We start from the raw sequence: 25,717 nt of genomic DNA on the forward strand, positions 1-25,717 counted from the left end.
CAACGCGCCTCCAGTGTCCGGAACGGCTTCGACAACCGCACACCCTCGGCATCGAAGTCGGAAACGCTACGCCCATCCACACGCACGGTCTTCGGCATGGTGCGCGCCGGCCACCAGACCTTCACCACCGTCCCGCCGCGCAGCCCCTCACCAAGCGCCACCGTCAGCACGCCGTCGCGTTGCCGCGCCTGCATCTGCAACGTGCCATACGCTGTCGGCAACCGCTCCACCGCCAATCCATCGCCTGCCACCCACGAGGGCGGCGTGCCCGGCAGCAGTGAGAGGGCATCATCGTCTTCGCGCATCAGCATGCCGAACAGCGTGCGGCCGTACTCGGCACCAATCCAGGTATGCGGCATGTCGCCCAGATAGCGTGGGAAACGCAGGCGTGAGTGCACGACCTCGGCCAGCACCTGCCACTCAAGCGGGCGCCGATCATGCAGCAGTCCCTGCAGCAGCTCATCGGCCACCTGCGGCTGGCCCAGGTGCACATAGCTCAGCACATTGCGGATCTCGTACGGTGTGTACGCGTACAACGCACCAGGCTGACTGCGCTTGCGCACATCGTCCAGATAGCGCGCGAAGGTGGTCCGCAGCGCCTCGGCGGGCAGCACGCTCTGTGCGCCGGTCGGGTCCAGTGCGATCGAAACGCCGGTGGGATCGCCATCGCCCAGGTCGGCCGAGGAGGGAATGAAGTCGATGCCCTTCCACGCCATCGTCGCCCGGATCGAGGCATGCAGCGCGTCGTAAAGCAGTTTGTACTGTTCGCGTGCCCACGCTGCGGTCTCGTGGTCGCCCAGCGATTCGGCCAGCCACGCGCCGTCGTGCCACCCTTTGAGGCCCCAATAGTCGTCCCAGTAGCTGTGGGTGGGAGACGGATAACCCTCATGGCTGATCGACGGCGCAAGAATGCCCGCGAAGCGCTCCGGCGCTGGCTGGTCGGCCTTGTAGCCGGGCGCCAGCGTGCGTTCGCGCAGTTCCTGCAGGAAGCGCAGCGCTGCCTTCACTTTCGGCAGATAGGCACGTACCGATTCGGGTCCGCCATCGAGGCGCGCGACATCGGCCACCAGCGCCACGTACTGGCCCTGGCTGTCGTACTCGATATCCGAACCGAAGCCGGTGTTGACGCTGCCATCGTCGTTGAGGATCGGCGAGACCAGGCCGTTGGCATGCACGCCGTGTTCGCTGTACCAGGCCAGGTAGTCGCGCGCGACCTTGGCTTCGCCCATGCGCAGCAGCACCGCCGAGGTGGCCATGCCGTCGCGGATGAAGGAGCGGTTGTAGTTGCGCGGGCCGGGCTGCATCGCCGGGCCGGTCTGGTTGATCAGCATGTAGGCGGCCTGCGCGCGCAGCATGTCGACCAGTGAGGGATCGGGCAGGCGCAGGCCGACCTGGCCCAGCCGTGCCTGCCAGTCCGCGGAGGCCTGCGCGGCCAGTGAATCGAACGCCGCATTGGCATCGCGGGGCAGCGTGGCTAGATCGAGCGCAGGCGCTTCGGGCAGTGCGCCCTTGGTATCGGCGGCGGTAGTACCCAGCGGGAACGCGACCACGATGGCATCGCTGGCCCCCGGTGCCAGTGATACGCGGTAGTTCAACGCAGCCGAGGCAAGACCCTCGTCGTCGCGCGCCTGTTGCGTGGAGGGCAGCTGGCCGGCAGCGAGGGTCGCGGTGATTTCCGTTGCGCCATCCTTGCCGAATGGCGCCGCGCCGGACGCAGCCACCGGCGTGAGCGACTGCAGCAGCGTGCGTCCATTGATGCGCACCGCCTGCCCATCGATGGTCACATTGCGGATCGGTGACAGCCCGCCGTTCTGCCACGGCGGATTCATCTGCATCGGGCGCACGACCAGGCTGAGCGTGCCTTCGATCCTGGCGCTGCCCGTGTTGTGCAGGCGATGCCGCAAGAACGTTACCGGCTGGCCGTCGCGCTCGATGGCGAATACCTCGCTGCGCAGCTCCAGGCCGGGCTGCGGTGACCACGTAGCGGAGGGCATCGGCTTCCAGCCATCCCGCAACGCGTGCTGTATCGGCTGTCCTGCCGCGCCCGCGGCACGCCCGTCAGCGCCACGCCAGATCGGCTGCACCAGCGGCGCGCCCTTGAAAGCTTCCAGATTGCCGTACTCGTCGAAGATTGATTTCTGTCGTCCTGCGTGCACACCGACGGCGGTCCAGAAGGTCTGCTGCATCTGCAGCGACGCCGGGAACAACGCACGCTGCGCGCCGCTGGCGGTGATCTGGTACCGCTTCATCGGCGTCATTACCGCCTTTGGCCCGAGCAGGCGCAGTCGCGCGACCTGCGGTGCGGGGCCGTCTACGCTCAGCCGGAACGCACGCAGGGGTTGTGCCGTGTCAGCGGCCAACCAGCTTTGCCGATGGCTGGCCGCCTGTGCATCGTGTGCGAGATCCTGCCAGCGGCCTTGCGCGTCCTGCGCCTGCAATCGAGCAGCGCCGCGCGCGCCATCGGCCCAGTCGACCACCAGGCCAGCCGTGGATTGAGCCTGCGGCAGCGTGATCTCGAGCGCATGGGATCCACCTTTTCCGGCCGGAACCGCAACGGTGCCGCCGCCTTGCCAGAGCGCGGCTGCCTGCGCTGCATCCACACCGTCGATGCGTGCACTGAGCGTGCTGTCCAGCGGCTCCATTTCGAAGATCGACACACCCCAGTCGGAGGTGCGCTGCGGACTCGCCAGCCGCAGGTAGCGTGCCTGCCGCGGCGCGAAGTACAGCGTTTCCACATCGCCCAGTGAATCGGCCATCGTGTACGCGGTCTGCCACTGCGTGCCATCCATTGAGGTCTGCAGTGAATAGCCTTCCGGGTTGGAGACATCCCAGGTGAGTCGTGCACCAGCCAGCAGGGTTGGCGTGCCCAGATCGATCTGGAACCAGTGGCCGGGGCTGAAGGCGCCGCCGGTGACGGTCTTCGGGTCGCCGTCGATCAGGTGGCTGATCGCCATCGCCGGCACCTGCTGCGAGGAACTGCTGGCCTGCCATTGGCTGCGCGGGGGAAGGGGCTGTGCCTGTGCGGCAGCGGCGAGGGCGGCCAACAGCAGGGCAGCGGCAGGGCGCAACGGGAAAAGCGGTGTGGAGACCTTGGAGCGTTCGGCGCGCAACGTCATTACGGACAGCCTCGCAGGTTCGACCGGAATCGGGCGAGCGCTACGCTAGCAAGGGATGTAATCGGTTACATGACGCGCTGCAGCGTCGCAGGTCGCTTCTGTGGTTGACGCAGCCGAGCATGGCTCGGCTCTACATGGTCTCCGGCAGGTCAAGCGCACCGCACGCTACAGCTCCACCGTCTCCCACCAGCGCGTACCCGCCTGTGGCGCCTGCATGTCCAGTGCTTCGCCCATCATCGGCGTGGACACCGGCACATTCTTTGCGGCCGCCAATGCGGTGATGCGCTCGAACGGCTGCTGCCATGCGTGCAGGGCCAGGTCGAAGGTGCCGTTGTGGATCGGCAGCAGCCACTTGCCGCGCAGGTCCAGGTGCGCCTGCAGCGTCTGTTCCGGTTGCATGTGCACGAACGCCCAGCGCGGATCGTAGGCGCCGGTCTCGATCATGGTCAGGTCGAATGGTCCGTACTTCTCGCCGATGGCCTTGAAGCCGTCGAAGTAGCCGGTGTCGCCGCTGAAGAAGATGCGGAAGTCGCCGTCCTGGATCACCCACGACGCCCACAGGCTGCGATCACTGTCGCCCAGGCCGCGGCCGGAGAAATGCTGGCCCGGGGTGGCGGTCAGGCGCAGCCCACTGGCCTCGGTCGATTGCCACCAGTCCAGCTGTTCGACCTTGCTGGCGTCCACGCCCCATGCAATCAGCTGGTCGCCCACGCCGAGCGGGGCGATGAAGCGTGCGGTCTTGCCGGCCAGCTGCATCACGGCGGCATGATCCAGGTGGTCGTAGTGGTTGTGCGAGAGGATCACGCCAGCGATCGGCGGCAGCTCGTCGATGCTGATCGGCGGCGCGTGGAAGCGGGCCGGGCCCATCCACTGCACCGGCGAGGCGCGCTCGGAGAAGACCGGGTCGGTCAGCCAGTACTGGCCGCGCAGCTTCAGCAGGATCGTGGAGTGCCCAAGCCGGAACAGGCTGCGGTCCGGCGCGGCGTCGAGGGTGGCACGGTCCAGCGGCAGCACCGGAATCGGGTGCGCGGGCACGGTGCCCTTGGGTTTGTTGAAGAGGAACGTCCACCAGATCTCCGCACCGTCGCGCAGGCCCATCGCCGGACGGGGCAGGGCATTGCGGAACTTGCCGTCGCGGTACTGCGGCGAATCGGGGAAGTCGGGGAGGGACCAGGACTTGCAGAAGGTGTAGGCGGTCACGGCGAGGATTCCAAGCAAAAGGACAAGGAGCAGGCGCTTCATGGGTGACGTCCGCTGGGTACACTGCACAGTGTAGTTTCGTGTTTTTGAAAAGTACACTGTCGGGTGTAAAATGTGGGCATCCGTTCAGTTATCCGGTTTCCGCCATGCCCCGTGCCCCGCAACGCCTGACCGACCGTAAACGCGACGCCATCGTGCGCGCAGCGGTGGAGGAGTTCCGTGCTTCGGGCTACGAGGCAACCAGCATGGACCGGATCGCCGAGGCGGCCGGGGTCTCCAAGCGCACCGTCTACAACCACTTCCCAAGCAAGGAAGCGTTGTTCTCGATGATCCTGGAGGAGCTGTGGGAACGCAGCGTGGCCAGCGACGCGTTGCCGTACCGCGCCGACCAGCCGCTGCAGGCGCAGCTGCTGCAGTTGCTCGGCCAGAAGCTGGAACTGCTCAGCGATGCCAACTTCATTGACCTGGCGCGGGTGGCGATGGCCGAGATCATTCATTCGCCGGAGCGCGCGCAGGCCATCGTCTGCCGCATGGGCGAAAAGGAAAGCGGCGAGAGTGCCTGGATCCGCGCGGCCATCGCCGATGGCCGACTGCGCGAGGTCGATCCGGAGTTCGCCGGCCACCAGCTGCACGGGCTGGTGAAGAGCTTCGCGTTCTGGCCACAGGTGACGATGGGGCAGGCACCGTTGAGCGCACAGGAGCGTGCACGCGTTGCCGAATCAGCGGTGGCGATGTTCCTGGGTTTCTACGCGGCCTAGCCGGCAGCGAAGCGGCGGAACTCGTCGGCCGGCAGCGCCGCCGAGTACAGATAGCCCTGGCCGACATCCACACCCAGTGCGCGCAGTTGCTGTTCCTGCGCCAGGGTCTCGGTACCTTCGGCCACCACGATGGCGCCGCAGCGGTGCGCGACTTCGACGATGAAGCGCACGATCGACTGCGACTTGGCGTCGGACAGGGTGGCGATCAGGGCCTGCTCGATCTTGACCTCGGCGATGGCCAGCTGCGAGAGCAGGATCAGGGTTGAATAGCCGGCACCGAAATCATCCAGTGACAACGTGACCTCCGCCGCCAGCAGCTGTGCGATGTTGGCATCGACTACGTCGCGCTCGACGATCTCGGTCCATTCGACGATCTCCAGGCGCAGCATCACGCCGGGCACATCGTGCAGCTGCAGCAGTTCCTGCAGGCGCAGGCCGAAGCCGGGCAGGCGCAGTGACTCGGCCGAAACATTCACGGCGATTTTCAGCTGCGTGCCATCGCGTCGGCACTGCTGCAGGAAGCGGATGGCCGACTGCAGCGTGGCCCATTCCAGTTCAGCCAGCCGCCCCTGCCGGCGCAGCAGCGAGATCACCCGCATCGGCGCGATCAGCCGACCCTCGCCGTCGCGCATGCGCAGCAGTGCTTCGGCGCCGACCAGCTGGCGATCCTGCAGGCGATGCTTGGGCTGGTAGCACAGCGGGGCGTCGCCCTGCTGCAGCCAGCGATCAAGGGCGACTTCAATCAGGGCGTCGATCTCGCTGTCGCGCTGGATCGGGTCGTCGAAGAACACGACGCCGGATTCGATCGCACTCAGCGCCACGGTGATTGCGCGGAAGGGCAGGTGGCCATCGTCTGCCGCGGCCGGTGGCTTCAGTTCGACTACCGCGCAGCGGAACAGCGGCCGGAAGCCGGGCCAATCGCGGCCGACCCGATCGGCCAGGTTGCTGGCCAGCTCGGTGATCTGCGGCTGCGTGCGCAGTTCGGACAAGGTCAAGTCGCGCACCAGGATCGCCAGCGCGGCATCGCCGAACTGGTAGATCTCCAGCTGGCCGGCCGGCAGCGAGGGCAGCAGCCGATGCACCTCTTCGGTGCTGTCGCGCTGCCACAGGCCGTTGTCCTGCAGCGGACCGTAGCGCAGGCGCAGGTCGCGCAGGTTGCCCATCTCGGCCACGATCAGGCAGGCCTTGCCGATGCCGTCGTTGTCGCGCCAGTAATGCTGCAGGCGTTCGCCGAGCGCACGCATGTTGGGCAGGCCACTGATCGGATCGATGCGCAGCCAGGCGTGTTCGCGCTGGCGCTGTGCATCGATCTGCGCATCGTTGTAGACCAGTGCGAACACTGCGCCCAGCATCAGCAGTGACAGCGGCAGTGCCAGCAGGCGCTGGATTGCCAACTCCTCCACGGGCAGCTGATGGGCGCCGATGATTGCGACGCCCAGTGCCAGGCCCAACGCAGTGACGACGATACGCACGCCCCAGGCCTGCAGGATCATGCGCAGCGAGAGTTCATTGAGCATGCGCGGGTGCAGGCGCCTGCGCAGCCAGACGCCTGCCAGCATCTGCAGCGTGGCCTCAAGGCCGGCCGGCAGGAAATACTGGGTGCCGGCGAACTGGTAGCGGGCCAGCAGGCTGGCACCCAGGCAGGCCAGGCCGCCGCGCCAGCCGCCGAGCAGTCCACTGACCAGCAGGATGTCGAAGCCGAGGTGCAGCTTGACCACGCCCTGGGTGTAGCGGGCCACGAACCAGGCGTTGAACAGATAGATCAGGCCCAGCGCCACGCCCACGTACAGGCGGCGGCCCTCAATGGCATGGCCAGCGCGACGGGTGGCGATCAGCAGCACGCCGATCATGCCGATCACCGCCGTGGCCTGCAGCAGGTACAGCGGCAGGCTGGGCAGGGCGCTGTCCAGGACCTGGGCCGAGACCCGTGAAAGCGCATCCATAGCAGGTTCCCGCCTGTGACCGACGGCCAGTGACCCGCAGCGTAGTCGCAGCAGGGCGCAGGTTCAATTGCACGGGCTGCGTTCGGGCAGGAGGTGTTCGGCCATGAAATCCACGAAGGCGCGTACACGTGGCTGCTGATGGCGATGGCTTGGCCAGAGGGCCCAGAAAGTGCTTCGCTCGGTGCTCCATGGGTCCAGAACGCTGACGAGCGCGCCGCGGTCCAGCGCATCACGCGTGGCAAAGTCGGGCAGGCACGCAATGCCATGGCCATCGATGGCCATGTGCAGGATCGTCTCAAGATGATTGGCGGTCATTGCGGCAGTCAGCCGCGGCTCAGTGCCTCCCTGCTGCGCGGGTAGTGGCCAGCGTTCGATCAGGCCGGTGCCGGGAAAGCGATGGAGAAGGCAGGCGTGGCCGCTCAGGTCATCCGGGTGCTGAGGCTTACCGCGTCTGGCGAAGTAGGCCGGTGCCCCGACGCATAGCAGGCGGGTGCTGCCGAGGTTGCGGCCGTGCAGCCGGGAGTCGGCGGGGCTGCCGGTGCGGACAACGGCATCGAAGCCTTCCTCGATGACATCGACCAGGCGGTCGCTGAAGTGCAGGTCGAGTTCGATGGCGGGAAAGCGGTGTGCAAACGCCGAAAGCACCGGCAGCATCAGCCCGCTGGCGAGTGGAAGACTGACCTTCAGGCGACCGCTGGGCGCGGCGTGGGCGTCGGTCAGCTCGCGCTCTGCCGCAGCAACCTCGAGCATGATGCGACGGCAGCGTTCAAGGAACTGCTCACCTTCGGCAGTGAGGCTGACACTGCGGGTATTGCGATTCAGCAGGCGGGCGCCCAGGCGCTCTTCCAGCCGGGCGACGGTCTTGCTTGCTGCCGAAGGGGTGATGCCACGCTGTCGTGCTGCGGCCGCGAAGCTGCGTGCCTCGGCAACCAGAACGAAGAGGCTGAGACCGGCAAAGCTGTCCATGACCTGGCCATTGATGACGTTTTTGTCATTAAAGCATGGACCGAATGATGGATTCTTCTGCAATAGCGTCGTCGATAGCATCAATGCGGTGGCGCTTGGCCACGCTGGAGCTTCATCGACATGTCTGTTGCCTCTGCTGAGACGGCCGGATCATCACGCTTTGGCGTGGTGCTGGCGGGCTGTCTGACGGCGCTCACCATTCCCTTGAGCATTGCCAGCCCCGCCGTGGGCATTCCTGCCATCCGGGATGCACTGGGCGGTTCCCCTGCGGCGTTGTCCTGGATCATCAACGCCTACCTGTTGACCTACGGCTGCACCACGTTGGTGGCTGGTGGGCTGGCCGATCTGCATGGCAGGCGCCGGATCTGGATTCTGGGCGGCGCGTTGTTTGCGCTCGTCACCGGCCTGATTCCCTTGATGCCCAATGTGGCGTGGATCAATGCCCTGCGACTGCTTCAGGGGATGGCCGCGTCGGCAGCGTTTGCGGGTGCGATGGCGTCGTTGGCGCAGGTGTTCGACGGCCAGGCGCGGGCAAGGGTTTTCAGCCTGATCGGCACCACCTTTGGTGCAGGGGCCGCAGGCGGTCCGCTGCTGGCGGGCGGGTTGATCGATGCGCTGGGCTGGGAATGGGTGTTCTTCCTGCCTGCGTTGCTGGCGGCGCTGACCCTACCGCTGGTCGCCATGTCATCCGTGGAATCGAGAAACGCCGGTTCGCCGCGCCTGGATTGGCTGGGGGCCATCACTTTCATGCTGGCGCTGGGCTCACTCACCTACGCCATGATCGTGCTGCCGGAACGTGGCCTGTTGCATCCGCAGACGCTGGTGCTGCTGGCGCTCACGGTGGTGTTGCTGGGCCTGTTCATTGCCGTCGAGCGCTCCCATCGAACGCCGCTGCTGGATCTCGGGCTGTTCCGCAACCGGCGTTTTGTTGGCGTGCAGATTCTCGCCGCTGCCCCTGCGTTCTCCTACGTCGTCCTTCTGGTCGTGCTGCCGGCTGGCTTCATCGGTGTTGAAGGACTGCGACCCACCGAGGCTGGACTGGCGATGGCAGCACTGTCTGCGCCATTGCTGGTTGTTCCCCTGGTTGCCGGTTACCTGCTGCGCTGGATACCGGCGCGGACGCTGTGCTGTGCGGGCCTGCTGATCGGTGCACTTGGGCTGGCATGGTTGGCGCAGGTGTTCCAGATCCCGTCGGTGCGCTGGATGCCGATGCTGGTCATCGGAATCGGCATCGGCTTGCCCTGGGGGATCATGGATGGCCTGGCGGTCAGCGTGGTCGGCAAGGAGCAGGCAGGCATGGCCGCTGGCATCTTCAATGCGATGCGACTGGCAGGTGATTCCATTGCCCTTGCGCTTGTCGGCATCATGCTCTCGGCCCGGATTGGCGGGAACATGATGCTGGAGGCCGGCGTCGTGGCCCGTGCCGCCGTGCACAGGCTGTCCATGGGCGACCTTGGCGGAGCGGTGGAGGCGTTGCCCGGCGTTTCGAGAACGGTGCTGGCCCAGGCGTACATGGAGGCCGTCCGTGGCCAGTTGTGTGTCCTGGCGATGGCAACCGTGCTGACCGCCATCGTGCTTGGGTACTTGTTGCGCGAGGAGGTTGAGTCCGGCCCACGCAGGGGCGGTCAGTAGCGCGGGTCGGCGATGGCCGGCAGCACCAGTTCGCGCACGAAGCCGGACGCTGACAACTGCAGCAACGCGCGCACCATCGCAACGACGTCATGCACGGGCACTAATTCGCCGTCGCCGCGCGCTGCAGCCTCTGCAACCGGCACCGACAGTGCATCGTCGGTGTTGAGGTAGCCCAGCTGCAGGCTGGTCACCGCCAGGCGGCGATCGCGGAAGCCCTCGCGCAGTGCATCGGCGATGCCGTTGAGTGCGAACTTGGATGCGCCGAACGCCACTTCCGGGCGGCCACTGCGCGGCAGTGCCGAGGTTGATCCGGTCAGCACCAGCTGCGGGCGTGGTGCGCCGAGCACTCGCGGCAGCAGGCGCTGCAGCAGCACCAAGGTGGCGGTGATGTTGACGTCGACCAGTTGGGTGAGCGCGGCATCGCTCTCTTCGAGGAAGGCGTACTCGTCGCTGAAGGCGGTCTCTTCCCAGATGCCCAGGTTGTGGATCAGCACATCCAGATCGGCCGGTGCCTGCGCTGCGATGTGATTGGCAGCCAAGGTGGGTTGGGACAGATCGGCCTCGATCCACTGCAGAGTGACACCCTCGGGGCATTCAAGATCGCGTGGACGCTTGCGCGAAACGCCGATGACGGTGTCGCCCGCACTGCACAGGCCTTCCACGAACGCCCGACCCAGGCCCCTGCTGGCGCCGATGACCATCAATTTCATGTTGCTTCCTTGTTGTACTGCGGCAGCCTCAATCGACTGCCAGAACGGTGTCCCAGTCGGCGAACGCACGCAGGTTGCTGCGTTCGGCGGTAATGATCGAGGCGGTGTTGTCGAGCTGGCTGCGGTACTGAGGCTGCAGCCCGGCCGTCCGTGCGGACACGGCCATGGCGTGTACCAGCTGGCGCGCGTGCCCGCGGCCGCGGGCCTCGGGCAGGGTCAGCACGCCCATGTCGGCCAGGGCTGGATCCAGGCTCCACGGGTACATGCTTCCCGCGGCAACTAGTCGCTCGCCGTCGAAGGCGCCGAACACCTGCCAGTGGTCAAGTTCAACCCAGGCCGCATCCAGATCCTCTTCGCTGGCGCTGGCCTGGAACACGTCGAACGCGGCGGCGTCGGCCGGGTCGAGACGGCGAATGTGTGGCGGTGCCTGGCGCTCGGCCAGGGCTGCAAGTTCTGCGGCAGGGAAATAGAAGACGCGATCCGCACCATGCGTGCGCTGGCCGAGCTGCTGCAGGCGCTGTTGCAGCTGCGCCAGCGTCCAGTGCGGTTGCGCGTGCAGGTGCAGGCGAGCCGCCAGTGCAGGGCGCAACAGTGCGCGTGCGGGGCCCGCGACTGGCTGCAGCAGCATGCCGTCCTCGCCCTCGTCGAGATCATCACTGCACGCCAGGCGCAGCATCCGATCGTTCTGCAACGTGCGAGCCCCGGCGAACACGCCCTGCCAAGCGGCATGGATCAACGGGGAGAAGGCATCATCCATGACAAAGTCTCGCTCAGTGTGCGGGCAGATCCACCTGCAGTCCGGCCGCCTTCCATTCCGGATAGCCGGCAGCGAGGCGCTGCGCGGTCAGTCCGGCGTCGCGCAGCTGCGTTACGGCAGCGCTTGAAAGCACGCAGTAGGGGCCGCGGCAGTACGCGACAATGTGGACGTCGCGCGGCAGTTCGTCCATCCGTTCGTGCAGTTCCGTAGCGGGAATGTTCAGCGCGCCGGGCAGGTGGCCCAGATCGAATTCTTCGCGCGGACGCACATCCAGCAGCACCACGTCGCTTCGCTGCGCCAGCAGCTGCTCAACGGTCAGCCCTTCCAGCGTGTCGCGGCGATGCACGCTGTCGGCGATCACGCCGTGCATCTCGCTGCGCTGATGGTCGGCATAGTCGCGCAGTGCGGCCAGCAGATTGCCCAGCGGGCCGTCACCACTGCGGTAGAGGATGCGCTTGCCATCGCGGCGGGTCTGCACCAGGCCGGCGCGGCGCAGCTGCTGCAGATGCTGGGAGGTGTTGGCCACCGAGAGCCCGGTCAGCTCGGCCAGGCGTTCCACTGCGCGTTCGCCCTGGGCGACGTGCTCCAGCAGCGCGAGCCGATGGGCATGGCCGAGTGTGCGGGCGATCTCGGCCAGCGCCTCCAGCGCCGACGGCGGCAGGTGACTTGTAGCGTTCATGATCAGCACGCTACCATCGCTCTATCATTCAAGCAAATAATTGATGGTATTCATCATGAACGGATCTGCGGCATTCCTGGCGGACGCGCTGGTGATCGGCGTTGGCGCCACCGCCGTGCTGGACCTGTGGTCGGTGCTGCAACGCCGGGTGTTCGGCATTCCCACGCTGGACTTCGGGATGGTCGGCCGCTGGCTCGGCCATCTGCCACGCGGGCGCTTCCGCCACGAGGCGATTGGCCGGGCCGCGCCGGTAAAGGGGGAGCATGTGCTGGGTTGGTCGGCGCACTATCTGATCGGCGTGATCTTCGCGGCGGCACTGCTCGCGTTCGTCGGCGATGGCTGGGTGCGGTCGCCAACGCCGTTGCCGGCACTGTTGTTCGGCATTCTGAGCATTGTCGCGCCGTTCTTCATCATGCAGCCCGGCATGGGCGCAGGCATTGCCGCGTCCAGGACGCCGGCACCGGTCAAGGCTCGCCTGCGCAGCCTGCTCGCACATTCGGTGTTCGGGCTGGGCATGTACCTTTCGGCATGCCTGTGGGCCATGGCCAAGGCCGGATGAGCGAGAATCCGTGGGGCCACAGACAACAGGAACACTCAGCAATGGATGCAATCCACGCAGGTAACCACGGCATGCCTTTGCCGCGAGCGTGGCAGCAGGGCTTGGCCGATGCCCGCATCGAGCGGCAGTCGATCGGCGTGTCGCGTGCGGATGTCGCGCGGATGCATCGTCCCGGGCAGGCCGACGCCTTCCTGAAGTCGGAAGTGATCGACGCCTTCAGTGAGCTGGGCGATGAGATCGCGCGCCTGCGCTGGCTGCAGGCACAGGGACTGCCGGCGCCAACGGTGATTGCCACCGCCGAAGAAGCGGGCCGGCGCTGGTTGCTGATGAGTGCGCTGCCCGGCCGTGATCTGGCCTCGTCGCCGGAACTCGCGCCGCAGCAGCTGGTGGAACTGCTGGCCGACGCGCTGCGCGGCCTGCATGCGTTGCCGGTGGCAGCCTGTCCGTTCGACCAGCGATTGGCCTCGCGCCTGCAGGCCGCGCAGGCAAGGGTGGAGGCGGGCCTGGTCGACGCCGATGACTTCGATGACGAGCGCCTGGGGCAGAGCGCACAGCAGGTGTTCGCCGAACTGTGCAGCACCCGGCCCGATCATGAAGATCTGGTGGTCAGCCATGGCGATGCGTGCCTGCCGAACCTGATGGCGGTCGAGGGGCGTTTCAGTGGTTTCATCGACTGTGGGCGGCTGGGCGTGGCCGACCGCTACCAGGACCTGGCGCTGGCCGCGCGCAGCCTGGTTCACAATTTCGGCGACACGTGCTGGGTCGCGCCGCTGTTCCGGCGCTATGGCGTGGTGGCTGATGAGCGCCGGCTGGCGTTCTACCGGTTGCTCGACGAGTTCTTCTGAGCCCGCGCATGGCTGGCGATGGCCGCGCAGATCAGGCCACCGACCACGCTCAGGTGTTCCAGCGCGAAGAACAGCGCCAGCTGCTGTTCCGCGCCGTGCTTGGTCCAGAAGGTATGCACGATGACGATGGTCAGCAGCATGAACACCGCCAGCGCGCCGCTGCCCAGCCATAGCAGGCGATCAAGCAGCAGGCACAGTGAGCCGCCCAGCAGCACCACGGCGCTGGCGATGTTGAACAGCGCAGGCGGTTGCAGCCCGGCCGCCTGCATTTCGGCCACGCTGTTGTCCCACGCCAGCAGCTTGGCCAGACCCGAGGACAGGAACACCACGGCCAGCAGCAGTCGGGCGAGGAACCACAGCACGCGGCTGTCGAGCAGGGTGGAGATCATCCGTGGCATGCAGCAACTCCGGGTTGAGCGTTGGGCGGGGCGGGCAGCATCGGGCCTCAACAGCGGTTGAGGTCAAGGCTGCCTGAACGAAGCCCGGTGGTGGCCGGGTTACGATCTTCAAAATGGACGAACGTTCGTTCACTATTCGTGGCATGAGCAGAATCGACCGCAATGAGCAGCGCGTGACCCTGATCCTGCAGGCGGCACTGCAGTGCTTCGTCGCAAAGGGATTCCACCAGACCAGCATGCGTGACATCGCGCAGGCGGCCGGTGTCAGCCTGGGCAATCTCTACAACCACTTCCAGGGCAAGGAAGCGATCATCCTTGCAGTGGCGGTGGCCGAGAGCGAAGAACTGGCACCGTTGCTGCAGCGACTGGCCGCGTCCGATGGCGAGCGTGCACAGGTACTGGTTTTCCTTCAGGACTTCCACGCACTGTGCCGCCAGCCGGAATGGGCGACGCTTGCCGTCGAAGTGCTGGCCGAGAGCGCACGCAATCCGGCCGTGGCCGAGGCATTTGCGGCCAATCGCAGGCAATTGCAGGCGACGCTGGCCGAAGCCCTGCAGCAGGTGGCGCAACGCGAGCGGCGGCGCCCCGTGCTTGCAGCGCCACTGCAGGCGCAGGTGCTGCTGGATGCCATCGAAAGCGACGCGCTGCGTCGGGGGCTGGGCGAAGCCGGTGGCACCGATGAGGCATCGCTGGATCTTGGCCTGCTCGCGCTGCTGCTCGGGGCACGCGCATGAGCGCTGTTGATCGGCGGTTGCACGGGCTGGATCTGGCGCGCTATCTGGCGCTGGCCGGCATGGTGCTGGTCAACTTCCGCCTGGCGATGGCCGTGCCCGCAGAGGGTGAGGGTTGGCTGGCAGGGTTCTTCCATCTGCTGGAAGGCAAGGCCTCGGCGACCTTCGTCACGCTGGCCGGCCTTGGCCTGGTGCTGGCCACGCAGCGGCAAGGGTGGTGGCCGGCCAGTGTGCAGACCTGGCGGCGCGCACTGTTCCTGATGGTGCTGGGCCTACTCAACCTGACCCTGTTCCCAGCCGATATCCTGCACTACTACGCGGTGTATTTCGCGTTGGCCGTGCTGTGGCTGCGTGCCTCGCCGCAGGTGTTGCTGGCCAGCATCGTGGGCCTGGCGGCCTGTTCGTTCTGGGCGTTGCTGCACTGGGACTACAGCCAGGGATGGAACTGGCAGGCGCTGGAATACACCGGTCTGTGGCAATGGCCGGGCGCGGCCCGCAACCTGCTGTTCAACGGCTTCCATCCGCTGCTGCCGTGGCTGTGCTTCTTCCTGCTGGGGATGCTGCTGGCACGCCTGCAACTGTCGCAGCCGCGGGTCCAGCGCGCGCTGCTGGTGCTGGGCCTGCTGCTGATCGCGGCTGGACATGGCGTGCAGCAGCTTGCGCAGGGAACGCCCTGGCAGGCGTGGCTGGGAACGCAGCCGATGCCGCCGGGACCGGCCTACGTACTCACGGGTGCGGGCGCGGCGTGCAGTGTCATTGCCGCCTGCCTGTGGCTGACGCGTGTGCGACCGGGGGACTGGCTGGAGCCGTTCACCGCGGCCGGGCGCATGACCCTGACCCTGTATGTCGGCCATATCCTGCTGGGCATGGGCACGCTGGAAAGCCTGGGCCTGCTTGATGGCCGTGCATCGCTGGCGTCGGTGCTGCTGTGGGCACTGCTGTTCCTGATGCTGGCGACCGGCGCGGCATGGCTGTGGTCGTGGCAGTTCGCACGCGGCCCGCTGGAGGCGGTGATGCGGCGCATCGCAGGCTAGTTCTCTGGTCGTGCCGAGGCGATGTTGTGACGGACATGTCTGTGTCGTGGCGAGTGCATCTGCGATAGTGGCGGCAGGTAACACTTTCCGCTTGCACCCATGTCATTCGCTTCGGCGCAGCATCTCGGCGAAGTCCTGCAACAATCTTATGGCATCACCCCCACCGCCGTGGTGCCACGCCCGGTGGGTGCCGACGCCAATGCCAGCGTGTATCGCGTCGATGCGCGGCACGGGCAGTGGTGGTTGAAATGCCGCACCTACCAGGTTGACCCCGCAGTGTGGGACAGCCTGCATTGGATGCGCGGCACGCTGGGCATCGATGAGATCGTCGCGCCGTGGCCGGCACTGACCGGTGGTGCGTCGGTGCAGCGTTGGGGATTGCAGTTCACCCTGTTCCCTTATGTGGAAGGCCAGTCCGGGTTCGAGGCGGCGTTGAGCCGCACGCAGTGGAAACGGCTGGGGGAGGTGCTGCGGCGTCTGCACGGCGCGCAGCTGCCAGCGGACCTGCAGCAAGCGCTGCCGATCGTACGGCTGGAAACCGCGGCGCTGGAAACCGTTGGGCAATGGCTGGCTGGCGAGGGCCTGGCGGCCGCGAAGGACGGGCTGGGCCGCGCCTTCGTTTCGGTATGGGACCGGCAGCATGCGCGCATCGCGGCGCTGCATGCGCAGGCACGGGAGCTGCTCGCGGCATTGCAGGACGTGCCGGTAGAGCTGCATCTGTGCCACACCGATCTGCATGCCGGCAACCTGCTGATGGGCAATGACGGGGGCCTGCACCTGATTGACTGGGATGGCCTGTCGCTGGCACCGCGCGAGCGCGACTTGATGTTCATCGGTGCGGCTGTCGGCGGGCGCTGGGGGCGCGAGAATCCGCTGGGCTTCGAGGACGGCTACGGCAGCGACCGCGGCGACCCGCGCTGGATCGCCTGGTACCGGCACTGGCGCATTCTCCAGGACCTGATCGAGTTCCAGCAGGTGCTGCTGGGCAGCGACGGTGAGGAGCGTTCGCCGCAACTGCGCAGGCAGTCGCTGCACTACCTGGGCGAGCAGTTCGCACCGGGCAATGTGTTCGATGCGGCGGAGCGGGTGTACCGCGCGCTGTAGATCCACGCCATGCGTTGATGAACCCTGCGCGCTCAGTCAACGGTGGAGGCGCGAAGAGCAGCCGAGCGTAGGCTCGGCTCTACAGAGGAGTGCAGCGTCATCCACGTGTGGCGTGGATCTACTCGGCGGGCTTGGCCGCTGCCGAGGCCGCTGCACTTGCGGCCCGCCGCGACAGTACGGCTTCGCGGTGGGCGATGTAGGCGTTCGCGGCGAGGATGATGCCGGCGCCGATGATCGTCCAGCGGTCCACCGTTTCGTTGAACAGCAGCCAGCCGCACAGCGTCACCAGCGGCAGCTGCAGGAAGCTGATCGGGGTCAGCGCCGAGACTTCGCCCAGGCGCAGCGCCCGCGTCCACAGCAGCTGGCCGACCGTGCCGAGCACGCCGGTGGCCAACAGCCACAGCCACGCCACGCCGGTGGGCCAGACCCAGACGAACAGGGCAGGCAGCAGCGACAGCGGCACCCAGAACACGTAGGTATAGAGCACCACGGTATCGGCGCTGTCGATACGGGTCAGCTGCTTGATCTGGATCGCCACCAGCGAGCTGAGCACGGCCGCACCGACAGCGACCAGGCTGCCGGCCGTGAAGCCGGCGGTGCCCGGGCGGACGATCACCAGCACGCCGATGAATCCAACCACCACCGCGGCCCAGCGGCGCACGCGCACGGTCTCGCCCAGCCACAGCACGGCGGCGATGGTGACGAACAACGGCGTGGAGTACGACAGCGAAACCGCCTGCGCCAACGGCAGGTGGCCCAGCGCCCAGAACGCGCATAGCATCGAGCCCAGGCCGATCGCACTGCGCACGAAATAGCGCGGCAGCTGCTGGGTCTTCAGCGGCGCGTGGCCGGGGCGCAGCAGCATCGGCAGCAACGCGAGCAGGCCAAAGGCATTGCGGAAGAACGCTACTTCCTGGGTCGGCACGTAGCGCGTGGCATAGCGGATGGCCACCGCCATCAGGCCAAATGCCATGGTGCTGCCGAGCATCAGCAGCGCCGCCCGCATCGGGGTGGCGCTGGGGGAGAGGGCGGGGCTGTTCACCACTGTGCGCCGAGCAGGCGGGGCTCCGGTTCGATCGGTACGCCGAACTTCTCCAGCACCGAAGCGGAGATGCGTCGCGCCAGCGCCAGCAGTTCAGCACCGGTGGCGTTGCCGTGGTTGACCAGCACGAGTGCGTGGCTTGGCGCCACGCCGGCATCGCCTTCGCGGAAGCCCTTCCAACCGCAGGACTCGATCATCCATGCCGCCGAGACCTTGCGCTTGCCGTCCTGGTCGGACGGGAACACCGGCAGTTCGGGGAAGTGCTGCAGCAGCACGTCGACCTGTTCCAGCGGCAGCACCGGGTTCTTGAAGAAGCTGCCGGCGTTGCCCAGTACATCCGGATCGGGCAGCTTGCGGCGGCGGATTGCGATCACCGCATTGGCCACGTCCACTGCGCTCGGCAGCTCCACGCCCTGTGCCTGCAGTTCCTCGCGGATACCGGCGTAGTCCATGCGCAGATCGTGCAGCAGTGGCAGCTTCAGTTCGATGGCGGTGATCAGGTAGCGATCAGCCTGTTGCTTGAACACGCTGTCGCGGTAGGCGAAGCCACACTGCTCGTTGTCCAGCCGCACCCAAGCCTGCTCCTGGCAGTCCCAGGCCTCGACGGCCTGGATGAATTCGCCGACCTGCGCGCCGTAGGCACCGATGTTCTGGATCGGCGCGGCACCGGCGGTGCCGGGAATCAGGGCCAGGTTTTCCAGGCCGGACAGGCCTTCCTGCAGCGACCACATCACCAGGCCATGCCAGGGCACGCCGGCGCCGGCGCGGATCACCGCATGGTCGGCGCGGTGTTCCAGGAAATTGATGTCACGGTTGCCGAACACCAGCACGGTGCCGGGCAGGTCTTCGGCGATCAGTACGTTGCTGCCGCTGCCCAGCACCAACAGCGGGCCGCTGGCCACCTCGGGCAAAGCAAGCACGTCCGGCAGCAGCGCGGGATCGTGCAGCTCCAGCAGCTGCGCTGCGCTGGCCTGCACATGGAAGGTGTTCAGCGCCTGCAGCGGCGCATTGCGGGTGAGCGTCCAGCGCAGCGGTGCGTTGCCGTCGACGATATCCATGGGCGCGCTCACAGTGGGGCCACCGCGCCGCGGCTCGGTGCTTCGCGGCGGCGACGGATCGCCTCCACGCATTCGGAGACCAGCGCCGGGCCACGGAAGATCAGGCCGCTGTAGCACTGCACCAGCGCCGCACCGGCGGCCATCTTGGCCACCGCATCGGCACCGGACAGGATGCCGCCGACACCGATCAGCGGTACCGATTCGGGCAGGCGCGAACGCAGGCGGCGCAGCACCAGCGTGGACTGCTCCAGCACCGGCGCACCGGACAGGCCGCCGGCCTCGTTGGCCAGCGGATCGCCGGCCACCTTGCTGTGGTCGATGGTGGTGTTGGTGGCGATCACGCCGTCCACCTGCAGCTCGCCCAGCACGCGGGCAGCGGCATCGATGTCGCGCTCGCTGAGGTCCGGCGCCACCTTCACCAGCATCGGCACGCGGCGGCCGTGGCGGGCTGCAAGGTCTTCCTGGCGGTCACGCAGCTGGCTGACCAGCTGTCGTAGCGCGGTTTCTTCCTGCAGTTCACGCAGGCCGGCGGTGTTGGGCGAGGAGATGTTGACGGTGATGTAGTCGGCCAGCGGATAGACCTTGTCCAGGCAGGCGATGTAATCGTCCACGGCCTGTTCGTTGGGGGTGTCCTTGTTCTTGCCGATGTTGATGCCGAGCAGGCCGCGACGGTTGCGCGCGCGTTCGACGTTGCGCACCAGCGCGTCCACGCCCGCATTGTTGAAGCCCATGCGGTTGATGATCGCGTTGTGCTTCGGCAGGCGGAACAGGCGCGGCTGCGGATTGCCGGCCTGCGGACGCGGGGTGATGGTGCCGATCTCGACGAAGCCGAAACCCAGCGCGAACAATGCATCGATGTGCTCGCCATTCTTGTCCAGGCCGGCGGCCAGGCCGACCGGATTGGGGAAGGTCAGCCCGAACACGGTGCTCGGCATCGGCGCGATGCGTGCGGCCAGCAGCGGCGTGGTGCCGGTGCGATAGGCCAGGTCCAGTGCGGACAGGCCAAGGCCGTGGGCGCGCTCGGCGTCGAGCGAGAACAGGAAGGGGCGGGCAAGCGAATACATGCGTCGGTTCAGTCCAGCGTGCCGAGGAAGGCTCGGGTTCGATATTCAAAAGCAACCTGGCCGTCGACCGCGTGGGCGGCGAACAGGTCCTGCAGGGCGGCGATCATCGGCGCATGGCGCGGATGACCGGCTTGGGGTGCGTAGGAGGAGGACAGCAGGCGCCCGCGCAGGGCGTCGAAATCCAGATACTGCACGTTCGGCAGCTCCACCATGCCGCGCAGACCGGGGCCGAACCAGGCCTGCATGGTGGCGTCGTCCTGGTAGCGCTCGGCAACGGCGGTGTAGTCGGTGCCGTAGTCCAGCAGCAGCTGTTCGTAGCCGATCAGGAACGGGCTGGCGTCGAGCAGGCGCGAGTTCCAGTAGATCAGTGCCAGGCCACCCGGGCGGAGGATGCGCTGCCACTCGGCGCGCACCGCCACGGTGTCGAACCAGTGGAAGGCCTGCGCGACGCTGACCAGATCGATGCTGGCATCGTCCAGTGTGGTGGCCTCGGCGCGGCCGTCCACCGCACGGAACTGCGGGTACTGCGGTGCCAGCCATTCCTCGGCCGCGCCCCGCATGGCGGCGTTGGGTTCAACCGCGACTACTGGATGGCCGCTGGCCAGGAACAGGCGACTGGAAATACCGGTGCCGGCGCCGATGTCGGCGACCACGGCCTCGTGGCTGACGCCCATCGGGCCATGCAGCCACTCCAACAGGGCGGGCGGGTAATCGGGCCGGTAGCGGACATAGTCGGCGACGCGGCTGCTGAAGCGTTCAGTGCTGTCGGAAGTGGTCATGATGATCAGTTCGACATCGCGGCGAGCCAGGCCAGGCCGCCGAAGAACAGGATGAAGACCAGGATGGCGGCGATCACGGCGCCGACCATCACCCAGCCCAGCACCAGGCCGGTGACGGCGAGGCCATCGCCTTCCAGTTCATGCGGGCGGCGGCGGATCTCGGCGCGGGCCATGTGGCCGGTGATGATGGCCACGATGCTGGCCACGAAGGGCAGGACGGTCCAGCTGGCGATGCCCATGACCAGGCTGACCACGGCCAGGGCGCTTGTCTGTCGGGGTGCCACGCTCATCGGGGTCCTCCTTGGCAGTGTGCACATGATAGTGCCTCTGCCCGGGCAATCCCATGGGCAGTGCCCTGTAGAGCCGAGCCCATGCTCGGCTGCCCCCTTGGGCTGATGCGGGATCGACCGCGTCTTGCGCGCAAGCCGAGCATGGGCTCGGCTCTACAAATTCAGCCCATCAACACCTGGCCGCCATCCACGTTGAGCACATGACCGGTGATCCAGCGCGCCAGCGGCGAGCACAGGAACAGGGCGGCGTCGGCAATCTCGCGCGGGTGGCCGAAGCGGGCGAACGGGATCTTCGCCAAGGTGCCGTGGTACAGCGCGGGATCTTCGGTGCGGCGGCGATCCCACAGGCCGTCATCGAACTCGATCGAGCCCGGGGCGATGGCATTGACCCGGATCCGGTCCTTGGCCAGCGCCAGTGCCTGCGAGGTGGTGTAGTGCGACAGCGCGGCCTTGGCGGCAGCGTAGGGCGCGCCACCGGGACGCGGCTGCTGGGCGGCGATCGAGGACAGGTTGAGGATGCAGGCATCGTTGGATGCGCGCAGCCACGGCAGTGCCAGGCGCGAGGCCCGTACCGCCGCCATCAGGTCGATCTGCAGGCTGGCGGCCCAGCCGTCCTCGTCATCGGCCATGCCATAGCCGGTGGCGTTGTTGACCAGCACATCGATGCCGCCAAGTGTATCGGCGGCAGCCTGCAGCCAGGCCTGGATCTGGTTGGCCTCGCCCAGATCGGCAGGAAACGTGTGCAACTCGACGCCCTGTACCTTTGCATCGGCACGCAGGGCATCCAGGCCGGCCAGGCCGCGAGCGCAGACTGATACCTGCGCTCCGGCGCCGGCAAACGCCAGCGCCATCTCACGGCCAATGCCCTTGCTGCCGCCGGCGATGAGCACGCGGCGGCCGGTGAAATCAATCACCGGCTTGCCACCCTGTAGAGCCGAGCCATGCTCGACTGCATTTCCTGCGGTGTTCATGGCACATCCTGCCGAGCATGGCCCGGCACTACAAATAGCGTTACAGGTCGAACTTGATGCCTTGGGCCAGCGGCAGCGAATCCGAATAGTTGATGGTGTTGGTCTGGCGGCGCATGTAGACCTTCCATGCATCCGAACCGGACTCGCGGCCACCGCCGGTGTCCTTCTCGCCACCGAAGGCGCCGCCGATCTCCGCACCGGACGTGCCGATGTTGATGTTGGCGATGCCGCAGTCGCTGCCGGCGGCCGACAGGAACTTCTCGGCGGTCTTCAGGTTCTGGGTGAAGATCGACGAGGACAGGCCCTGCGGCACGCCGTTCTGCATGTCGATGGCTTCGTCGATGCTGTCGTACGGCATCACGTACAGGATCGGTGCGAAGGTCTCGTGCTGGACCACGGCGTCGCTGTTCTTCAGGCCCGAGACGATCGCCGGCAGCACGAAGTTGCCGGCGCGGTCGATGCGGGTGCCACCGGTCTCGATGGTGCCGCCGGCCGCCTTGGCCTGGGCGATGGCATCGAGGAACTGCTGCACGGCGCCGTCGCTGTTCAGCGGGCCCATCAGGTTGGCGGCATCAGTCGGGTCGCCGATCTTGCTTTCCACCTGCTTGTAGGCCTTGACCAGGGTGGCCAGCACGTCGGCGTAGATCGAGCGGTGCACGATCAGGCGGCGGGTGGTGGTGCAGCGCTGGCCGGCGGTACCGACGGCGCCGAACACGATGCCCGGCACGGCCAGCTTCAGGTCGGCGGTTTCGTCCAAGATGATGGCGTTGTTGCCGCCCAGCTCCAGCAGGCAGCGGCCCAGGCGGCGCGCGACCTTTTCGTTGACGGTGCGGCCGACCTGGGTCGAGCCGGTGAAGCTGATCAGCGGCACGCGGCGGTCATCGACCATCTTCTCCGACAGCGCGGTGCCGGCATCGTTGATCAGGAAGAAGATGTCAGGGAAACCGGCTTCGCGCAGGGCGTCGTTGCAGATCTTCAGCGAGGCGATGGCGGTCAGCGGCGTCTTGTTGGACGGCTTCCAGATGCAGACGTCGCCACAGATGGCGGCCAGGAACGAGTTCCAGCTCCACACTGCGACCGGGAAATTGAAGGCCGAGATGATGCCGACCAGGCCCAGCGGATGGTACTGCTCGTACATGCGGTGGCCGGGGCGCTCGGAATGCATGGTGTAGCCGTACAGCATGCGGCTCTGGCCCACGGCGAAATCGGCGATGTCGATCATCTCCTGCACTTCGCCGTCGCCTTCCGGCTTGCTCTTGCCCATTTCCAGGGCAACCAGCGAACCCAGCGCGTCCTTGTGCTTGCGCAGTGCTTCGCCACACAGGCGCACGGCTTCGCCGCGGCGCGGGGCCGGCGTGGTGCGCCAGATCTTGAAGGCTTCCTGGGCGCGGGCGACGACGGTCTCGTACTCGGCCTCGGTGGTCGCGCGGACCTGCGCGATCGGCTCGCCGGTGGTCGGGTTGACCGGGGTGATCAGGTCACCACTGGTCGCGCTCGACCACTCCCCGTTGCCCAGGTACGTGCCAGCGTTGATCGCGTCCAGGCCAAGGGACTTGAGCAGCTCGGAAGACATGCAGACTCCTGTGTTTCGTTACGTTGTTTGGCGCCATCGCGGGCAGGTGGGGGACGCGATGAACAGAACCGCCGATGGTAGCAGAGGGTGGTGGTTGGGCTATGGTGCGGTGCGGGGTGGTGTTGAGCGCCAGTGAACCGACATGAAGTGCGCAGTGACGTTCATTTTTTGACGTGAAATGACTCATATCGATGCAAATTGACAAATGAAAATTCATTAATGATTTCAGCAAGTTAGTGCTATTTTGGGGTGATTGGGTGGGCGCGCACTCTGTCGAAATTTCTATCTTTTGGCTCAATCTTCATTCACAATTCGTCCACATTTGATTGACACAACCTCGATGATTCCGTGCCGGCTGGGGAGTCCATGCACGTGGATGCAGGCAATTCCGCGTCCCGCCGAGCCGAGAATGGAGAAGTGCGTTGCTACATGGATCAGTAGAAGATCTTTCCGCAGGGCGGAATCGGGTAGGCCGCCGCCGCGTCGAAGCCCGGGCTGCTCTGGAGTTGGGGTTGCGGCTGGGCGATCTGCTGCTGCTGCCGGGTATGGCGGTGCTCTCCCACATCGTTCTGTATGGCGCGGCAGTGCCGGATTCCTCCCAGCGAATCGTGTTCGGTGCGGTGATTCTCAGCGCCATCGTCTGCTTCTCTGTCGCGCCGCTGTATCGGAACTGGCGGATGCGCGGGTTGCTGGCCGACCTCTGGCTGCTGTTGTTGGCGTGGTCTGCCACCTTTGCGTTGTTCTCGCTCTACGCCGTGGTGGTTGGACTTGCTGATGCGGTTCCCGCCACATGGCTGATTGGCTGGTATGCCTTTGGCCTGGCCTCAATGGCGGTGCTGCGCGTATTGCTGAGGGTGCAGTTGCACCGCCTGCGCTCGCGAGGGATGGACCACGAGCGAATCCTGCTGGTCGGACTGCGGGCCCCTGCTTTGAGGCTGCATCGCCTTCTGCGTGGAAAGCCAGAGCTTGGCAAAGACGTCATCGGCTACTTCGCCAGTGCGGGCGATATTGCCACCCGTCGCGGTGGTGATGCGCCGTGCCGGCTGGGGCGACTGGAGGACGTTCCGCAGTACATGGATCAGCACCGCGGCGAATTCGATCAGGTCTGGGTGTCGATGCCGATGGGGCACGCGGCCGCGATCAAGGACATGCTGAAACAGATCGAGCGATTTCCGGTGCCGGTACGCCTGATTCCCGATACTACGGGTTTGGGGGCGCTTAATCCGGGCGTGCACCAGGTGGGTGATGTGCCGATGATCGGCGTACGTCAAGGTCTGGTGGATCATCGCTTCCGCGTGTTCAAGCGGGTCGAGGACATTGTCGTCGCGGGTGCGGCGGTGATCCTGCTGACGCCGTTGTTTGCTGTGCTGGCCGTTGGTGTGAAGCTGAGCTCGCCGGGGCCGGTGTTGTTCAGGCAGAAGCGTCATGGGCTGGGCGGCAAAGAGTTCTGGATGCTCAAGTTCCGCTCCATGCGTGTGCACGCGGAGGGGGAGGGGCAGGTCACCCAGGCAACGCGTGGTGATCCACGGGTCACGCGGTTTGGCGCGTTCCTGCGCCGTAGCAGCCTGGACGAGCTGCCGCAGTTCTTCAATGTACTGGGTGGGAACATGTCGGTCGTGGGGCCGCGGCCGCACGCGATCCAGCACAACAACCACTACGAGCGGGTGATCGAGCGCTACATGCACCGCCACTACGTCAAGCCGGGAATTACTGGCTGGGCGCAGGTGCACGGGTTGCGCGGTGAGACGCCCGAGCTGCGATCGATGAAGAAGCGCGTGCAGTACGACATCGACTACATCCGTCGTTGGAGCCCGACGCTGGATGTGCGCATCATCGTGATGACGGCATTCAAGGTGCTGGGCCAGAAATCGGCTTATTGACGCGTCGCTGGTCGGCGAAGTGCGACGTAATGCCATGAATTTACTGGCCATTTCATCGCGTGTAACGTCATCGTAAGGTATCCTGTGTGGCTGCTGCCGCCCCACTTTAGGGGCCGTGGCGCTGCATGGAATGCCACAGGATCGAAGTCAGTGTTCAAGAATGTTCTATTCGTATGTGTCGGCAACATCTGCCGCAGTCCCTCGGCCGAAGTCATGCTGAGGCAGGCCGTCGCCGGCAAGGGCATCCAGATCTCCTCCGCAGGACTGGGGGCACTGATCGGCCATGGCATTGATGCCACGGCACAGGAATTGCTGGCGGAGCAGGGCATGGATGGCCTAGCGCACCGCGCCCGGCAGATCGATGACGCCATCCTGGGAGCGGCCGACCTGGTGCTGACCATGGAGCGCAAGCACGTGCGCCGAATTGCCGAAATCGCGCCGCAGGCCTCGGGCAAGACGTTTCTGCTAGGCAAGTGGCAGCAAGAGCAGGAAATTCCTGACCCGTACCGGCAGCAGCGGCCGGCGTTTGAGCACGTATACAAGTTGATGGCTGAGGGTGTTGAGAGTTGGGCGCGGCACTTGTAGTGCTGCTGCATTCTCTCTGTCCCCTAATCCGTACCCAATTGAA

The 25,717-nt window shown here is 66.3% G+C and carries 24 protein-coding genes; 9 read left to right on the forward strand and 15 right to left on the reverse strand.

Annotated features, from left to right (window positions below; all coding sequences use genetic code 11):
• Window positions 1-3,116: discoidin domain-containing protein (locus N5D20_RS14945; protein ID WP_197578750.1), on the reverse strand; the 3,116-nt coding region annotated here is incomplete at its 3' end.
• 165 nt (window positions 3,117-3,281) lie between these two features.
• The gene (locus tag N5D20_RS14950; protein ID WP_197578751.1) at window positions 3,282-4,358 is read right to left on the reverse strand and encodes an MBL fold metallo-hydrolase; all 1,077 of its coding nucleotides are present in this window, start codon (window positions 4,356-4,358) and stop codon (window positions 3,282-3,284) included.
• Between the two features lie 104 nt (window positions 4,359-4,462).
• Here N5D20_RS14950 and N5D20_RS14955 point away from each other — a divergent pair, with 104 nt between their 5' ends.
• A complete protein-coding gene (locus N5D20_RS14955) occupies window positions 4,463-5,074 on the forward strand; it encodes a TetR/AcrR family transcriptional regulator (RefSeq protein WP_100448428.1) in 612 nt (203 codons plus the stop codon).
• Here the strand turns inward: N5D20_RS14955 and N5D20_RS14960 are convergent.
• Window positions 5,071-7,017 (reverse strand): EAL domain-containing protein, encoded by a 1,947-nt coding sequence (locus tag N5D20_RS14960; protein ID WP_197578752.1) that lies wholly within the window; start codon window positions 7,015-7,017, stop codon window positions 5,071-5,073. The genes N5D20_RS14955 and N5D20_RS14960 overlap by 4 nt on opposite strands.
• Window positions 7,018-7,080: 63 nt before the next feature.
• Window positions 7,081-7,983: a LysR substrate-binding domain-containing protein gene (locus N5D20_RS14965; protein WP_197578803.1), complete on the reverse strand. Its 903-nt coding sequence runs from the start codon at window positions 7,981-7,983 to the stop codon at window positions 7,081-7,083.
• A 120-nt stretch (window positions 7,984-8,103) separates the two neighbouring features.
• Here N5D20_RS14965 and N5D20_RS14970 point away from each other — a divergent pair, with 120 nt between their 5' ends.
• The gene (locus N5D20_RS14970; RefSeq protein WP_197578753.1) at window positions 8,104-9,615 is read left to right on the forward strand and encodes an MFS transporter; all 1,512 of its coding nucleotides are present in this window, start codon (window positions 8,104-8,106) and stop codon (window positions 9,613-9,615) included.
• On the opposite strand, the gene N5D20_RS14975 is transcribed toward N5D20_RS14970, so the two are convergent.
• The 3 genes from N5D20_RS14975 to N5D20_RS14985 are packed head-to-tail and all read right to left on the reverse strand — an operon-like array spanning window position 9,609 to window position 11,761.
• Window positions 9,609-10,325, reverse strand: a complete 717-nt coding sequence (locus N5D20_RS14975; RefSeq protein WP_197578754.1) for an SDR family oxidoreductase — start codon at window positions 10,323-10,325, stop codon at window positions 9,609-9,611. The two genes, N5D20_RS14970 and N5D20_RS14975, sit on opposite strands and share 7 nt — an antisense overlap.
• Window positions 10,326-10,353: 28 nt before the next feature.
• Complete coding sequence (locus N5D20_RS14980) at window positions 10,354-11,082, reverse strand: GNAT family N-acetyltransferase (RefSeq protein ID WP_197578755.1); 729 nt, start codon at window positions 11,080-11,082, stop codon at window positions 10,354-10,356.
• Between the two features lie 13 nt (window positions 11,083-11,095).
• Window positions 11,096-11,761: a metalloregulator ArsR/SmtB family transcription factor gene (locus N5D20_RS14985; protein WP_197578756.1), complete on the reverse strand. Its 666-nt coding sequence runs from the start codon at window positions 11,759-11,761 to the stop codon at window positions 11,096-11,098.
• Between the two features lie 55 nt (window positions 11,762-11,816).
• Here N5D20_RS14985 and N5D20_RS14990 point away from each other — a divergent pair, with 55 nt between their 5' ends.
• The gene (locus N5D20_RS14990; RefSeq protein ID WP_197578757.1) at window positions 11,817-12,320 is read left to right on the forward strand and encodes a DUF2938 domain-containing protein; all 504 of its coding nucleotides are present in this window, start codon (window positions 11,817-11,819) and stop codon (window positions 12,318-12,320) included.
• Window positions 12,321-12,361: 41 nt separating this feature from the next.
• Window positions 12,362-13,165 carry an APH(3')-II family aminoglycoside O-phosphotransferase gene (locus N5D20_RS14995; protein WP_197578758.1) on the forward strand — a complete coding sequence of 268 codons (804 nt, stop codon included), beginning with the start codon at window positions 12,362-12,364 and terminating at the stop codon, window positions 13,163-13,165.
• Here N5D20_RS14995 and N5D20_RS15000 read toward each other — a convergent pair.
• Window positions 13,138-13,563 (reverse strand): DoxX family protein, encoded by a 426-nt coding sequence (locus N5D20_RS15000; RefSeq protein ID WP_049436298.1) that lies wholly within the window; start codon window positions 13,561-13,563, stop codon window positions 13,138-13,140. The two genes, N5D20_RS14995 and N5D20_RS15000, sit on opposite strands and share 28 nt — an antisense overlap.
• 143 nt (window positions 13,564-13,706) lie before the next feature.
• Here N5D20_RS15000 and N5D20_RS15005 point away from each other — a divergent pair, with 143 nt between their 5' ends.
• From N5D20_RS15005 to N5D20_RS15015, 3 genes are all read left to right on the forward strand, one after another.
• Window positions 13,707-14,297 carry a TetR/AcrR family transcriptional regulator gene (locus N5D20_RS15005; protein WP_197578759.1) on the forward strand — a complete coding sequence of 197 codons (591 nt, stop codon included), beginning with the start codon at window positions 13,707-13,709 and terminating at the stop codon, window positions 14,295-14,297.
• Complete coding sequence (locus N5D20_RS15010; protein ID WP_197578760.1) at window positions 14,294-15,328, forward strand: heparan-alpha-glucosaminide N-acetyltransferase domain-containing protein; 1,035 nt, start codon at window positions 14,294-14,296, stop codon at window positions 15,326-15,328. Before N5D20_RS15005 ends, N5D20_RS15010 begins: the two co-directional genes overlap by 4 nt.
• Window positions 15,329-15,427: 99 nt before the next feature.
• Window positions 15,428-16,432 carry an aminoglycoside phosphotransferase family protein gene (locus N5D20_RS15015; protein ID WP_197578761.1) on the forward strand — a complete coding sequence of 335 codons (1,005 nt, stop codon included), beginning with the start codon at window positions 15,428-15,430 and terminating at the stop codon, window positions 16,430-16,432.
• Window positions 16,433-16,550: 118 nt separating this feature from the next.
• Here the strand turns inward: N5D20_RS15015 and N5D20_RS15020 are convergent, their stop codons facing one another.
• The 7 genes from N5D20_RS15020 to N5D20_RS15050 form a co-directional block, all read right to left on the reverse strand.
• Window positions 16,551-17,438, reverse strand: coding sequence for a DMT family transporter (locus tag N5D20_RS15020; RefSeq protein WP_197578804.1), 888 nt, complete (start codon window positions 17,436-17,438; stop codon window positions 16,551-16,553).
• 32 nt (window positions 17,439-17,470) lie between these two features.
• Window positions 17,471-18,532, reverse strand: coding sequence for a UDP-N-acetylmuramate dehydrogenase (gene murB / locus N5D20_RS15025; protein ID WP_197578762.1), 1,062 nt, complete (start codon window positions 18,530-18,532; stop codon window positions 17,471-17,473).
• A gap of 8 nt (window positions 18,533-18,540) precedes the next feature.
• Entirely contained in the window at window positions 18,541-19,596 is a 1,056-nt protein-coding gene (locus N5D20_RS15030; protein ID WP_054171568.1) for a quinone-dependent dihydroorotate dehydrogenase, read from the reverse strand.
• 8 nt (window positions 19,597-19,604) lie between these two features.
• Window positions 19,605-20,375: a class I SAM-dependent methyltransferase gene (locus tag N5D20_RS15035; RefSeq protein ID WP_099589761.1), complete on the reverse strand. Its 771-nt coding sequence runs from the start codon at window positions 20,373-20,375 to the stop codon at window positions 19,605-19,607.
• Window positions 20,376-20,380: 5 nt separating this feature from the next.
• Window positions 20,381-20,665: a DUF4190 domain-containing protein gene (locus tag N5D20_RS15040; protein WP_010484694.1), complete on the reverse strand. Its 285-nt coding sequence runs from the start codon at window positions 20,663-20,665 to the stop codon at window positions 20,381-20,383.
• Window positions 20,666-20,826: 161 nt separating this feature from the next.
• Window positions 20,827-21,636 (reverse strand): SDR family oxidoreductase, encoded by an 810-nt coding sequence (locus tag N5D20_RS15045; RefSeq protein WP_197578763.1) that lies wholly within the window; start codon window positions 21,634-21,636, stop codon window positions 20,827-20,829.
• Window positions 21,637-21,676: 40 nt separating this feature from the next.
• Window positions 21,677-23,209, reverse strand: a complete 1,533-nt coding sequence (locus N5D20_RS15050; RefSeq protein WP_197578764.1) for an aldehyde dehydrogenase family protein — start codon at window positions 23,207-23,209, stop codon at window positions 21,677-21,679.
• Between the two features lie 422 nt (window positions 23,210-23,631).
• On the opposite strand from N5D20_RS15050, the gene N5D20_RS15055 reads away from it, so the two are divergent.
• Window positions 23,632-25,089: an undecaprenyl-phosphate glucose phosphotransferase gene (locus tag N5D20_RS15055; RefSeq protein ID WP_197578765.1), complete on the forward strand. Its 1,458-nt coding sequence runs from the start codon at window positions 23,632-23,634 to the stop codon at window positions 25,087-25,089.
• Window positions 25,090-25,239: 150 nt separating this feature from the next.
• Complete coding sequence (locus tag N5D20_RS15060; RefSeq protein ID WP_134951083.1) at window positions 25,240-25,674, forward strand: low molecular weight protein-tyrosine-phosphatase; 435 nt, start codon at window positions 25,240-25,242, stop codon at window positions 25,672-25,674.
• Window positions 25,675-25,717: the final 43 nt, after the last annotated feature.

Source organism: Stenotrophomonas sp. GD03877 (genome assembly GCF_029840555.1).
Lineage (GTDB): Bacteria > Pseudomonadota > Gammaproteobacteria > Xanthomonadales > Xanthomonadaceae > Stenotrophomonas > Stenotrophomonas geniculata.

Excerpts from the sequence above, each read along its gene's own strand:
- N5D20_RS14950 (WP_197578751.1), bottom strand. The coding sequence starts at position 4,358 with ATGAAGCGCCTGCTCCTTGTCCTTTTGCTTGGAATCCTCGCCGTGACC.
- N5D20_RS14955 (WP_100448428.1), top strand. The coding sequence starts at position 4,463 with ATGCCCCGTGCCCCGCAACGCCTGACCGACCGTAAACGCGACGCCATC.
- N5D20_RS14960 (WP_197578752.1), bottom strand. The coding sequence starts at position 7,017 with ATGGATGCGCTTTCACGGGTCTCGGCCCAGGTCCTGGACAGCGCCCTG.
- N5D20_RS14965 (WP_197578803.1), bottom strand. The coding sequence starts at position 7,983 with ATGGACAGCTTTGCCGGTCTCAGCCTCTTCGTTCTGGTTGCCGAGGCA.
- N5D20_RS14970 (WP_197578753.1), top strand. The coding sequence starts at position 8,104 with ATGTCTGTTGCCTCTGCTGAGACGGCCGGATCATCACGCTTTGGCGTG.
- N5D20_RS14975 (WP_197578754.1), bottom strand. The coding sequence starts at position 10,325 with ATGAAATTGATGGTCATCGGCGCCAGCAGGGGCCTGGGTCGGGCGTTC.
- N5D20_RS14980 (WP_197578755.1), bottom strand. The coding sequence starts at position 11,082 with ATGGATGATGCCTTCTCCCCGTTGATCCATGCCGCTTGGCAGGGCGTG.
- N5D20_RS14985 (WP_197578756.1), bottom strand. The coding sequence starts at position 11,761 with ATGAACGCTACAAGTCACCTGCCGCCGTCGGCGCTGGAGGCGCTGGCC.
- N5D20_RS14990 (WP_197578757.1), top strand. The coding sequence starts at position 11,817 with ATGAACGGATCTGCGGCATTCCTGGCGGACGCGCTGGTGATCGGCGTT.
- N5D20_RS14995 (WP_197578758.1), top strand. The coding sequence starts at position 12,362 with ATGGATGCAATCCACGCAGGTAACCACGGCATGCCTTTGCCGCGAGCG.
- N5D20_RS15000 (WP_049436298.1), bottom strand. The coding sequence starts at position 13,563 with ATGCCACGGATGATCTCCACCCTGCTCGACAGCCGCGTGCTGTGGTTC.
- N5D20_RS15005 (WP_197578759.1), top strand. The coding sequence starts at position 13,707 with ATGAGCAGAATCGACCGCAATGAGCAGCGCGTGACCCTGATCCTGCAG.
- N5D20_RS15010 (WP_197578760.1), top strand. The coding sequence starts at position 14,294 with ATGAGCGCTGTTGATCGGCGGTTGCACGGGCTGGATCTGGCGCGCTAT.
- N5D20_RS15015 (WP_197578761.1), top strand. The coding sequence starts at position 15,428 with ATGTCATTCGCTTCGGCGCAGCATCTCGGCGAAGTCCTGCAACAATCT.
- N5D20_RS15020 (WP_197578804.1), bottom strand. The coding sequence starts at position 17,438 with ATGCGGGCGGCGCTGCTGATGCTCGGCAGCACCATGGCATTTGGCCTG.
- murB (WP_197578762.1), bottom strand. The coding sequence starts at position 18,532 with ATGGATATCGTCGACGGCAACGCACCGCTGCGCTGGACGCTCACCCGC.
- N5D20_RS15030 (WP_054171568.1), bottom strand. The coding sequence starts at position 19,596 with ATGTATTCGCTTGCCCGCCCCTTCCTGTTCTCGCTCGACGCCGAGCGC.
- N5D20_RS15035 (WP_099589761.1), bottom strand. The coding sequence starts at position 20,375 with ATGACCACTTCCGACAGCACTGAACGCTTCAGCAGCCGCGTCGCCGAC.
- N5D20_RS15040 (WP_010484694.1), bottom strand. The coding sequence starts at position 20,665 with ATGAGCGTGGCACCCCGACAGACAAGCGCCCTGGCCGTGGTCAGCCTG.
- N5D20_RS15045 (WP_197578763.1), bottom strand. The coding sequence starts at position 21,636 with ATGAACACCGCAGGAAATGCAGTCGAGCATGGCTCGGCTCTACAGGGT.
- N5D20_RS15050 (WP_197578764.1), bottom strand. The coding sequence starts at position 23,209 with ATGTCTTCCGAGCTGCTCAAGTCCCTTGGCCTGGACGCGATCAACGCT.